The organism is Sodalis sp. (in: enterobacteria) (assembly GCF_051710625.1).
In the GTDB taxonomy this organism is placed as follows: Bacteria; Pseudomonadota; Gammaproteobacteria; order Enterobacterales; family Enterobacteriaceae; genus JBPESN01.
In genome coordinates this window covers 1-11,837 of record NZ_JBPESN010000071.1, presented here as the reverse complement: position 1 = coordinate 11,837, position 11,837 = coordinate 1, and the positions used below count along the sequence as shown (strand labels likewise).

Below are 11,837 nucleotides of genomic sequence, written 5' to 3'. Positions count from 1 at the left end.
CGGGGTGTGTGCCGCGGGGGGGTGGGCCCCCCAACTCTTAAACAACCCCCGTGTCCCACAACATCGCGTCTTTTGGGGGGGGGGCCGGTGTGCCCCAAAACACAACCCCCCCCGGGGGGGTGGGCCGGTGGGGGGGGGGGGGGCGGCGGCGCGCGGGGGGGCCTATCCCCGGCCCTTTTGGCCCATGAATCTTAACCCCCCCCCCCGGGGGGGGGGGGGGCCCCCCCCCCCCCCCCCCACGCCGATGTCAATAAAAATACGATAATATGTTTTATTTTTCCACCCTGAATTTAGTGATTAATTTCACACTTTCCGTTCTTGCCTACCTGATATCGTTACGTTTACCAACCTGCCAGACGATTAATCCATAACCTGACCTTACGGCTGTGTCTTATGCTGTCGCGGTGGCCCCATGCCGGTTGCCGGGCCGGTAAATTTTGTCATTTTGTCGGAGTGCTCCGCGGCGCAGCCGCATCGTGAGCATCTTAAAGGGTCGGGAAATGGCAAAAGTATCGCTGGAAAAAGACAAGATTAAGTTTCTGCTGGTGGAAGGAGGTTCACCCGTCAGCGCTGGAAAACCTGAAGCGCGCCAGCTACACCAATATTGAGTATCACAAAAACGCATTGGATACCGAAAAGCTGAAAAACGCGATCCGCGACGCTCACTTTGTCGGCATCCGTTCCCACAGCCATCTGACGGAAGAGGTTTTCGCCGTGGCAGAGAACCTGGTGGCGGTAGGCTGTTTTTGCATCGGCACCAACCAGGTCGATCTGCCGATGGCGATGAAGCGTGGTGTTACGGTATTCGATGCGCCTTTCTCCAACACGCGCTCCGTGGCGGAAATGGTGCTGGGGGAGATGCTGCTCATGATGCGCGGCATCCCGGAAGCCAATGCCCGGGCGCATCGCGGTCAGTGGAACAAACAAGCGCTGGGCAGCTATGAAGCGCGCGGCAAAAAGCTCGGAATTGTGGGTTATGGCCACATCGGCACCCAATTAAGTATTTTGGCGGAAAGCCTGGGGATGCAAGTATTTTTCTACGATATCGAAAGCAAGCTGACGCTGGCCAATACGTAACAGGTCGCCACGCTGGCCGAACTGCTGGCGATAAGTAATGTGGTAAGTCTGCATGTACCGGATACGCTGTCGACGCGCAATATGATGGGGAAAACCGAACTCGCCCAAATGAAACCCGGCGCGTTGTTAATCAACGCCTCACGCGGCACGGTTGTAGATATTCCTGCGCTATGCGCCGCGATGGCCAGCAAACATCTGGCCGGGGCGGCGATAGACGGTTTCCCGCAGGAGCCGGCCACCAACAGCGACCCTTTTACGTCGCCGCTGTGTGAATTCGATAACGTTATTCTGACGCTGCGTATTGGCGGCTCTACTCAGGAAGCCCAGGAGAATATCGGCATTGAAGTGGCCGGTAAACTGGTCAAATATTTCGATAACGGTTCTACCCTGTCGGCGGTGAATTTCCCCGAGGTGTCGCTGCCGGAGCACGGCGCGCGCGTCAGCCGTTTGTTGCATATCCATGAAAACCGTCCCGGCGTGTTAACCCGTATTAACCAGATTTTTGCCGAATAGGGGATTAATATCGCCGCACAGTATCTGCAAACGACGCCGGAAATCGGTTATGTGGTCATTGATGTTGAAACCGCGGCGGAAGACACAGCACTGCAATTGATGAAAGCGATTCCGGGCACCATTCGCGCCCACTTGCTTTACTGATGGCTTAAAACAACGCTCGGCGCGCGATGGCTATCATCGCCGCCGGCGAGAATAAAGAAACCCGGCACCTGCAATGGCGGCCACAGACAGCGGTGGGAGTGGATTAAGGTAAGTACGGCGCATGCAGGGGCTGTCACAGCTGCAGGCGGGGAGTTAAGGTTAGCCCGGCGCATGTCTCCATGGTCTCTCTTCGACCGCGCTCTTGCGGCGTGCGTAGCGCAGGCTTTTGCGTTATCCCGGTCTGGGAAACGCTATTCCGGTTTAGAAAACAAAGGGCAAAAACGGCGTCAGCCATTTTTTTTCGTCCCGGCGTCATGCCAACGCCAGTGGCGGAAGGGGGTAATAATTTCCGGAAGCCCGATATCCCACTCTCTCACCGGCAGCGGATCCGCCACCTGCTGACAATCGTGCGCCAGCCCGATAGGGTAAAAGCCCGTCTGCGGCCGCCAGTGTTGCAGCGTGCGGTCATAGAAGCCGCCGCCCATGCCGAGGCGCTGCCCCTGGGTATCAAACGCCACCAGCGGCGTAAACAGTATATCCAGGCCGGCGAGCGGCAGTAAGGTGGTGATGTCCAGCTGAGGTTCGCGTATCCGTAACCGGTTCAACACCAGCGGCGTGGCGGCGGCATAACGCATAAACAGCAAATGGCCGGGGGTGAAGGGATGCAGCACCGGCAGATACACCTGCTTGCCGGCGGCCCACAGAGCGTCAATCAACGGTTGGGTATCCAGCTCGCCGTCAAACGACAGGAATACGGCCAGGGTGCGGGCGCTGTGGATGTGGGAATCATTCATGACGTGGCTGACGACGCGCTGGGCGGCAGCCGTTTGCCGCTCCGGCGACAATGCCCGGCGCCGTAGGCGGATATGATTGCGCAGCGACTGCCGCAGCAGTGATTTTTCCATTGACGAAGTCATAGGGAAACGGTACTTAAAGGGGATCTCTGAGATGCCGCCGCAGGCTGTAACCCCTGGACCCTTGGTTCAAGGTGAACGCAGCGTCGAGACCTTAAGGCTTCTCGGACAAACCGAGCATGCGCACCGGTCAGGAATCGCCACATTCTTGTGGTATGAAATATCGGCTCAGGGGACTGACCCGCTGGCGAACACCTCAGAGAAATTTGGTTTTCCGCCCGCGGTTGCGGTATCGGCCCCGCGGCGCGTATGTTGTCATTCGAACTGGTTTCTCGGACGTTCTGTTATGCGGTCCTGTTCAACCAGCGCCTGCTCAATCGTTTGTTGCAGCAGGCGGATACGTTGTTTTATGTTGGCTGCATAATCCCGGGTTTTCAACCTTTCCTGCGCCAATTCGTGACAGACGTTCAGGGCGGCGATGAAAACAAGTTGTTCCGTATTGGTGACTCTAGTTCGAACTTTCAGATCTTGCAAACGCTGATTAAGATCTTCCGCCGCCTGATTCAACGCTTCTTGTTGTTCAGGGGGGCAATTGACCCGTAATGTACGGCCAAAAATTTGAATATCTACTGGTTGTGCGGACATACCACCTTCCTGCCTTTGTTACCGCGCCAACCCCCGCCTGTGCCGATGAATGCCGACGAGGCGCGAAGGGGCGCAGCTATAATCTATCTAAAACAGAAGTTACAAGCCCTTTCTGGTATAGCGACGGACCTTGGTGGTAGCATAACACGAACTTATCCCGCCAACATTGATGAAAGCGCATGTCTAAACAAAATACCTTCCCCGATTACGAAAATCTGAACCGGCTGTTGGCCGCACAGGCAGTGGTATTAACCGCGGCGGAAATGCATGGCTTGCTTAGCGGGATACTCTGCGGCGGTAAACAAAACGACGGCTGGCAGGTTCTGGTACATGAATTGACCAACGACGGACTGGCGTTTACCCAAACGCTGGCCGGGCCGCTGCGCGAGCTGCGCCAGGCCACCGCCACCGCGTTGGCGGACGCGTCGTTCCAATTTCAACTGCTGCTGCCGGCGGATGACGACGACGGCGGTGCGCTCTTTGCGCGCGTGGATGCGCTAGCTGGCTGGGTGAACCATTTTCTGCTGGGACTGGGCGTGGTGCAGCCGCAACTGGACAAGGTACAGGGCGATGTGTGCGAGGCGATTGACGATCTGCGCAATATCGGTCAATTGGGATATGACGAGGACGAAGACCGCGAAAAACTGGCGCAATCGTTGGAGGAAGTGATTGAGTATGTCCGTATGGCCGCTATCCTTTGCCATAATGACTTTACCCGCCCGGATGACGACGCGGCGCCTGCGCCGGCCGCTCCGGTATTACATTGACGACAACGCCGGATCTGAACCGGTGTTTTGGCCGCGGCTCACGAGCCGAGCATTTCAATTAGGCTGGAGGGAGCGATGACTCCACAAGAATATACCCGCCGTCGTCAGGGGTTGCTGGCGAAAATGGCGCCGGGAAGCGCCGCGTTGATTTTTGCCGCCCCCGAGGCGACGCGCAGCGCTGACAGTGACTATCCGTATCGCCAAAACAGTGATTTCTGGTATTTCACCGGCTTTAACGAGCCACAGGCGCTGCTGATTCTGGTCAAAAGCGATGAAAGCCACCATCACGGCGTCTTGTTTAACCGGGTGCGGGATAAAACCACTGAAATTTGGACCGGCCGCCGCTTGGGTCAGGAGGCAGCGCCGGAGCGCCTGGGGGTTTTCCGGGCGTTGCCGTGGGACGACATCGGCAGTCAATTGCATCTGCTGCTCAACGGTCTGGACGTGGTTTATCACGCGCAGGGTGAATATGAATTCGCCGACAAGCTGCTGTTTAGCGCGCTGGATAAACTGCGGCGCGGCGCGCGTCAGCAATTGCAGGCGCCGGCCACGCTGGTTGACTGGCGGCCTTGGGTGCACGAGATGAGGCTTATTAAATCCGAGGAAGAGCTGGCGGTGATGCGCCGCGCCTGTAAAATCACCGCTCTGGCGCATACCCGCGCCATGCAGCAATGCCGGCCCGGATTGTACGAATACCAGCTGGAAGGCGAAATACAGCATGAATTTAACTGTCACGGCGCGCGCTTTCCGTCCTACAGCACTATTGTCGGCAGCGGTGAAAACGGTTGCATTTTGCACTACACGAGAAACGCCTCTCGCATGCAAAGCGGCGATTTGGTGTTGATCGATGCCGGCTGCGAATACCAGGGCTACGCCGGCGATATCACCCGCACCTTCCCGGTTAATGGCCGTTTCTCGCCGGAACAGCGCGCTGTCTATGATCTCGTCCTAGCGATGCTTAACCGCGCGCTTGGGCTTTACGGTCCGGAGAGCAGTATTCAGGAGGTGAGCGAAGAAGCGGTGCGCATCATGGTCGCCGGTCTGGTGAAGCTTGGCGTGATGAAAGGGGAAGTGAAGACGTTGATTGCCGCGCAGGCGCATCGGCAGTTTTTTATGCATGGCCTAAGCCATTGGCTGGGGCTGGATGTCCACGACGTCGGTGATTATGGCTCCCCGGAGCGGAGCCGGGTACTGGAGCCGGGCATGGTGCTGACCATCGAACCGGGCATCTATATCGCCAGCGACGCCGATGTGCCTGCCCCTTACCGCGGTATCGGTATCCGCATTGAGGACAATATCGTTATCACCACCACGGGTAATGAAAATCTCACCGCCTCGGTGGTCAAGGAGGCTGACGCGATTGAAACCCTCATGGCGGCGGCGCGCCAAGGATGACCGTCACCATTATCGGCGGCGGCATGGCCGGCGTGACGCTGGCGCTGGCGCTTTCGCATCTTAGCCGCGGCACCCTGCAAATCGATCTGGTGGAGGCGCAGACGCCGGAAAGCCGCGATCATCCGGGGTTTGACGCCCGCGCCATCGCCTTGGCGCAGGGGACCTGCTACGAGCTGACCGCCATCGGCGTCTGGCCGGCGCTGGCGTCCTGCGCCACTGCCATTACCCGGGTAGAGGTGAGCGACAAAGGGCATCTGGGGAAAGTCCAGATCGCGGCCGAAGACTATCGGCTGCCGGCGCTGGGCTATGTTGTGGAGCTGCATGCGGCCGGTAAACGGCTGTTCAAGCTGCTACGCCAAGCGCCCGGCGTGCGGCTGCATTGCCCGGCGACGCTCACGCGCCTCAGGCGCGAGCGCGAGGAGACGATCATCACCCTGGATAATGGCGTGGAGCTTAACGCGCGGCTGGCGGTGGCGGCAGACGGTTCGCGCTCGCCGCTGGCGTCGCAGTGCGGCATCCAATGGCGGCAGCGCGATTACCAGCAAATTGCGGTTATCGCCAACATCACCACCGCCGTACCCCACGGCGGCGACGCCTTCGAGCGGTTCATTGCCCAGGGACCCTTGGCATTGTTGCCCATGTCCGGCGCGCGCAGTTCACTGGTCTGGTGCCTGCCGACCGCGCTTTGGCATGAGATTGCCGGCTGGGATGACGGGCAGTTTTGTCAGGCGTTGCAGCGAACGTTCGGTTGGCGGCTGGGGCAAATTACCGCCGCCGGCGCACGCCAGTGTTATCCGCTGCGTTTACGCACGGCGCAGCGGCATATTGCCCACCGCCTGGCGCTGGTGGGCAATGCCGCGCAGACCTTGCATCCCATCGCCGGCCAGGGATTCAACCTCGGCCTGCGCGATGTAATGACGCTGGCGGAAACGCTGGCGCAGGCGGCGGCCCAGGGGGAAGATATCGGCGACTATACCGTGCTGTTGCGCTATCAGCGGCGTCGTCAGCCGGATCAGGCGGGTACCGTCGGTATCACCGACGGGTTGATCCATCTGTTCGCCAACCGTCATTTGCCGTTAGTGGTCGGCCGTAATCTGGGGCTGCTGGCCATGGCCCATATTTCGTCGCTGCGCGATGCGCTGGCGCGTAAAACGCTAGGCTGGGTGGCCCGATGACCCTGGCCCGCACGCAAGGATCCGATACGCTATGCAAGCATTCGATATAGTCATTAACGGCGGCGGCATGGTCGGTCTGGCGCTGGCCTGCGGCCTGCAGGGGAGCGGACTGCGTGTGGCGGTCATTGAGCGTCAGGCGCCGGAGGCGATCCCTCCTGCCGACCGGCCGGCGCTGCGGGTTTCTGCCATCAACGCCGCCAGCCGGCGGCTGTTGCAACATGTGCAGGTCTGGGACGCCATCACCGCGGAGCGGGCCAACCCTTACCACGGCATGGACGTCTGGGAGCGGGACAGTTTTGGCTGTATCGCCTTCGATGGCGCCGAGCTGGGGTATCCAGAGCTGGGACATATTATTGAGAATCCGGTCATTCAACAGGCGCTATGGCGACGCGCGGGGGAACTGGCGGAGGTGACGTTGATAACGCCCGCCTCGCTGCGTCAGGTGGGCTGGGGAGAAAACGAAGCGTTTATCACCCTTGACGACGATCGGATGCTGACCGCCCGGCTGCTGGTGGCAGCGGATGGCGCCCACTCCTGGCTGCGCGCCCATGCCTATATCCCGCTGACCTTTTGGGACTATCAGCACCATGCGCTGGTGGCCACCGTTCGCACCGCGCAGCCGCATGGCAATGTTGCCCGTCAGACGTTTCACGGTGACGGTATTCTGGCGTTTTTGCCCCTAAGCGACCCTCATTTAAGCTCCATAGTCTGGTCGCTGCCGCCGGCGGTGGCGCGCGAACGCCTGACGGCGCCGGCGGAGGCATTCAACGTTGCGCTGGCGACAAACTTCAGCCTGGCCCTGGGCTTATGCGAGTTGCAGGGGGAGCGGCAAACCTTCTCGCTTACCGGCCGCTATGCGCGTAATTTCGCCGCCCATCGTTTGGTGCTGGTGGGGGATGCCGCCCATACCGTTCATCCGCTGGCGGGGCAGGGCGTGAACCTGGGTTTCATGGATGTCGCGGTGTTTCTGGGGGAGATGCGGCGCCTGCGAAAAGCCGGCAAGGATATCGGCTATTACCCGTACTTGCGACGCTACGAGCGCAGCCGCAAACAGAGCGCCGCATTGATGTTGGCGGGCATGCAGGGGTTTCACGAGCTCTTCGCCGGCCAGCATCCGCTAAAAAAATGGGTCCGCGACGCGGGGTTGCGGCTTGCGGATAGGCTCCCCGGCGTGAAACCGCGCTTCATTGAACAGGCGATAGGATTGCATGATTTACCGCCCTGGGTGGGGCAGGCGAGTCCTTCGACTGAATTATTCTAATTTCACCACACCATTTAAATTACATTTTCTAATTCTATTGCCAAACCCCGCCGGGAATAACAAAGCAGTGGCGAGGTTTTTTGTTATTAAAATTCTTATTTCTCCGCCTCGACGCCTGTATTGCGCGCCGCAATTCGTCTATAAGTAGCATAAAATATGCGTTCTGGTTTCCTTAATTTTCGAGTGGCTTTCCGGCAGGCCGATAATTTAAGTTATGGTTTCCACCGCCGTTTGGTGATAACTTCTGCCCATAAGGTATCGTTTGCGTCCGCCCTCATTACCCGCCCGTGCAAGGGGTTTGCGCGCTTCGGTAATTATCTGTCTTCCCATTGAGAAAGAGAGAAAAGATAGCTCAGCAGACCCCGCTGTATGAAGAGCACCTCGCGTGCGGCGCCAAAATGGTGGATTTCCACGGCTGGATGATGCCGCTCCACTATGGTTCCCAACTGGATGAACATCATCAGGTGCGGCGCGATGCCGGCATATTTGACGTGTCGCACATGCCTATTGTCGATTTAGCCGGACCGCACACCCGCGATTTTCTGCGCCATCTGCTGGCCAACGATGTTGCCAAGCTGACGGTGCCCGGCAAAGCGCTTTACACCGGGATGCTTAACGCGTCCGGCGGCGTGATAGACGATTTTATCGTCTACTTCCTTTCCGAACTCGAATTTCGCCTGGTTGTCAACTCCGCGACCCGTGATAAAGACGTTGAGTGGACCACCCGCCACGCCGAGCCGTATCAGGTGACGGTGACCGTGCGCGACGATCTGGCGCTGATAGCGGTGCAGGGGCCGCAGGCGCAAAGCAAGACGCAGACGCTATTGAGCCTGCAACAGCGGCAGGCGGTAAGCGGAATGAACCCGTTTTTTGGCGTTCAGGCCGGCGAGTTGTTTATTACCACCACCGGCTTATACTGGCGAGGCTGGCTACGAGATTGCGTTACCGGCAACCCAGGCCGCCGATTTCTGGCGGCAACTGCTGGCGGCCAGCTTGAAGCCCTGCGGCCTCGGCGCGCGCGACACCCTGCGGCTGTAAGCGGGGATGAATCTTTATGGTCAGAAAATGGATGAGGGGATCTCTCCGCGCGCGGCCAATATGGGGTGGACCATCACCTGGCAGCCGGAGGAGCGCGATTTCATCGGACGCGAGGCGCTGGAAGCCCAGCGCGCCGCCGGCGACGGCGAGCAATTGTGGTCGGACTGGTGATGGCCGAAAAAGGCGTATTGCGCAACGGCCTGCCGGTCCATTTCATTGATGCTGCCGCTAACATGCAGCAAGGGATCATCACCAGCGGCTCGTTTTCGCCGATGCTGGGCGTCAGCATCGCGCTAGCGCGGGTGCAGGCCGGTATCGGCCGGCAGGCGATAGTCTTGATCCGTAACCGCGAAATGCCGGTGTCACCAAACCCGGTTTTGTGCGCGCCGGTAAAGCGGTTGCGCAATAACTAACTTTGTTAGAGTGAGGATGGCGATGAGCAATGCTCCGACAGAACTAAAATATACCGCATCCCATGAGTGGGTGCCTCATAAAGGCGATAGCGTTTACTGTGTCGGGATCACCGAGCATGCCCAGGAACTGTTGGGCGACATGGTGTTTATGGACCTGCCCTAGGCTGGCGCCACGTTTTCCGCCGGCGAAGATTGCGCGGTGGCGGAATCGGTGAAAGCTGCATCGGATATTTATGCGCCTATCAGCGGCGAAATCGTGGCGGTGAATGACGATTTGGAAGCGTCGCCGGAGCTGGCCAACAGCGCGCCTTACACCGATGGCTGGCTGTTCAAAATCAAGGTGATTGACGACAGCGAAGTGAACGAATTGCTCGACGCCGCCGCTTATCAGGCCGTTATCGAGAAAGAAGACGAATAACGCCGACGTCCCGGCCGCGACCGCCGGGGCACACCTTGCGCTTACCCTTTTCCGGTCCCATGCCCGATGCAGGAATTGTTGTCCATGACCCAGACTCTTAGCCAGCTTGAACATCATGACGCCTTTATCGCGCGTCATATCGGCCCTTCCGGGCCGCAACAGGCGCATATGCTTGCCACCGTGGGCAGCGATTCCCTGGCGGGGCTTATCGCCCAAATCGTGGCGGCGGACATCCGGCTTGCCGCTGCGCCCGCCGTGGGCGCAGCGACGACGGAAGCGCAGGCGCTGGCGGAGCTGAAGGCTATCGCCCGTCAAAATCAGCGCTACAAATCCTTTATCGGCATGGGCTACAGCGCTGCGGTGTGTGGGGTGGCAAGCATTTCTGGACTCGTCGCAAAAAAATGAGCGAAAAATGATTTCTTTGCACTAAATTTTAGACTCGAATGACTGTGGTTTGAGCAGATTTAAAGGTAGTCTAAACGCCTTTTGGGCATTTATTAGATATATGTAAATTAGGTTAAACAATATTAGTAAATCATAAAAATAATGAAATGAGATAGATAATGGCCTAATCTTTATTTAGACCGCTCCACTTTTCTTACAGTTTAAGCTTGCCACATCTTCTACTGCACACTCTTCAGATACCGCCCCCTTTCTAGCTTCGTGTAGGGCTATCAGACGTTCTTTTTCTTCTTTTGGAAATTGGAGTAACAGGCTATCTAAGTCATCTTTACGTCCTGATAACGCCAATACACACCCTGCCCCTTCTTGCAAAAGCAGCCTTATTAATGCCTCTAAATATTTTTTATTCAGCGACTTATAAATCATATGCCAAGTAGCTTCTAAAGGATCCTCCATTAGGCTTTCCTTGTTAATCGACTGAATCTCACTAGTTGAGGCCACTTCTTTTTGAGTGCATGATGAACCAAATGCACGTCAGCCTGAACTGACTTGCATTCGGTTTGTAGTGGTCAACTAAAACTGGCCACCGCATTAGAATTTTTCCAGTATCTATTTTCTGATTCGTTTGGTGGCAACCCACCGTTATATTCATGCGGCCTGAGTGCGCTGTAATATCCCACGATATAGTCGGTAATTTTATGAGCTGCTTCGCTGAAGCTTATGTGGCCCGTTACCGGTATCCACTCGTTTTTCAGACTTCTGAAGAAGCGCTCCATCGGACTGTTATCCCAACAGTTACCATGCTGACTCATGCTTTGTTTGAACCGGTAACGCCACAGCAACTGTCGGAACTGGCTGCTCGTATAGTGGCTACCCTGATCGCTGTGGAACATCACTCCGGCTGTGGTTTACTACGCGTCGCCCATGCCATTTCCAGTGCTTTGATGGTCAGTCTGCTGTCCGGGGAGAACGACATAGCTCAGCCCACCGGTTTCCTCGCGAACAGATCAAGAACAACCGCAAGGTATGCCCAGCGTTTCCCGGTCCAGATATACGTCACATCGCCGCACCATACCTGCTTTGGCTCCGTTACAGCGAACTGGCGCTCAACATAATTCGGGATCGCAACATGCTCCTGACCGCCACGCTTATACCTGTGCGCCAGCGACACCATGGCTGATACTGTGCAGTTAATGAACCTGACTGCGCAATACCGTTCGCCTGCCGTCTGGCCTGTCAGGACGACTTTTCCAGTATTTGTAACTGCTGCGATGAACCCTGAACACGTGGCAGAGTGTGGCGACAGGATAATGCGCTTTGAGTTTCCCGATTAACGAGAACTGTTCAGGGAGTCTGACATCAAGAGCGCTGTAGCCTTTTTTAATATTTCGTTTTCCATTTCAATGCGTTGTACCTTCTTCTTGAGCTCACGCATTTCGATTTATTCCGGGGTTATGGGAGAGGCTTTTGGCGTTTTCCCCTGTCGCTCATCACGCGGTTGTTTTACCCATTTCGTCATCGTAGAAAAACCGACGTTTATGGCTTTTGCTGCTTGCGCGGCGGTGTAATTTTGGTCGACAAGCAGTTGAGCGGATTCGCGTTTGAATTCAGGACTAAAATTTCTTCTTTTCATTGGTGCACCCGTGTTGTTCTGAGGTGAGCATATCACCTCTGTTCAGGTGGCCAAATTCAGTGTGCCACTACAACCACTACATTCTTAGCCTAAGTGATGATC

General features: G+C 57.2%; 7 protein-coding genes, 1 other RNA gene and 5 pseudogenes. 8 read left to right on the top strand and 5 right to left on the bottom strand.

The window, feature by feature from the left end:
* The first annotated feature begins 500 nt into the window (after window positions 1-500).
* Window positions 501-1,734, top strand: a pseudogene (serA, locus tag ACTBDU_RS13815) (phosphoglycerate dehydrogenase).
* A 287-nt stretch (window positions 1,735-2,021) separates the two neighbouring features.
* On the opposite strand, the gene ACTBDU_RS13810 reads toward serA, so the two are convergent.
* The 3 genes from ACTBDU_RS13810 to zapA all read right to left on the bottom strand — a co-directional run bounded on the left by ACTBDU_RS13810 (window position 2,022) and on the right by zapA (window position 3,233).
* On the bottom strand, window positions 2,022-2,639 hold the full coding sequence (locus ACTBDU_RS13810) for a 5-formyltetrahydrofolate cyclo-ligase (protein ID WP_438806862.1): 618 nt from the start codon (window positions 2,637-2,639) through the stop codon (window positions 2,022-2,024).
* 31 nt (window positions 2,640-2,670) lie between these two features.
* Window positions 2,671-2,854: non-coding RNA, 6S RNA (ssrS, locus tag ACTBDU_RS13805), on the bottom strand.
* A 49-nt stretch (window positions 2,855-2,903) separates the two neighbouring features.
* Window positions 2,904-3,233: a cell division protein ZapA gene (zapA, locus tag ACTBDU_RS13800; RefSeq protein WP_438806861.1), complete on the bottom strand. Its 330-nt coding sequence runs from the start codon at window positions 3,231-3,233 to the stop codon at window positions 2,904-2,906.
* Between the two features lie 179 nt (window positions 3,234-3,412).
* Here zapA and ACTBDU_RS13795 point away from each other — a divergent pair, with 179 nt between their 5' ends.
* The 7 genes and pseudogenes from ACTBDU_RS13795 to ACTBDU_RS13765 all read left to right on the top strand — a co-directional run.
* A complete protein-coding gene (locus ACTBDU_RS13795; RefSeq protein WP_438806860.1) occupies window positions 3,413-4,000 on the top strand; it encodes a YecA family protein in 588 nt (195 codons plus the stop codon).
* Between the two features lie 75 nt (window positions 4,001-4,075).
* Window positions 4,076-5,395 carry a Xaa-Pro aminopeptidase gene (gene pepP / locus ACTBDU_RS13790; protein WP_438806859.1) on the top strand — a complete coding sequence of 440 codons (1,320 nt, stop codon included), beginning with the start codon at window positions 4,076-4,078 and terminating at the stop codon, window positions 5,393-5,395.
* Window positions 5,392-6,570, top strand: coding sequence for a 2-octaprenyl-6-methoxyphenyl hydroxylase (ubiH, locus tag ACTBDU_RS13785; protein WP_438806858.1), 1,179 nt, complete (start codon window positions 5,392-5,394; stop codon window positions 6,568-6,570). The genes pepP and ubiH overlap by 4 nt, the downstream gene beginning before the upstream one ends.
* 31 nt (window positions 6,571-6,601) lie before the next feature.
* Entirely contained in the window at window positions 6,602-7,831 is a 1,230-nt protein-coding gene (gene ubiI, locus ACTBDU_RS13780) for an FAD-dependent 2-octaprenylphenol hydroxylase (protein ID WP_438806857.1), read from the top strand.
* A 347-nt stretch (window positions 7,832-8,178) separates the two neighbouring features.
* Window positions 8,179-9,278: pseudogene (gcvT, locus tag ACTBDU_RS13775) on the top strand (glycine cleavage system aminomethyltransferase GcvT).
* Between the two features lie 26 nt (window positions 9,279-9,304).
* Window positions 9,305-9,700, top strand: a pseudogene (gene gcvH, locus ACTBDU_RS13770) (glycine cleavage system protein GcvH).
* 84 nt (window positions 9,701-9,784) lie between these two features.
* Window positions 9,785-10,063, top strand: a pseudogene (locus tag ACTBDU_RS13765) (hypothetical protein); the annotation flags it as partial.
* Window positions 10,064-10,279: 216 nt separating this feature from the next.
* Here ACTBDU_RS13765 and ACTBDU_RS13760 read toward each other — a convergent pair.
* A complete protein-coding gene (locus ACTBDU_RS13760; RefSeq protein ID WP_438806856.1) occupies window positions 10,280-10,474 on the bottom strand; it encodes a hypothetical protein in 195 nt (64 codons plus the stop codon).
* 197 nt (window positions 10,475-10,671) lie between these two features.
* A pseudogene (locus tag ACTBDU_RS13755) lies at window positions 10,672-11,735 on the bottom strand (IS3 family transposase).
* Window positions 11,736-11,837 lie beyond the last annotated feature (102 nt).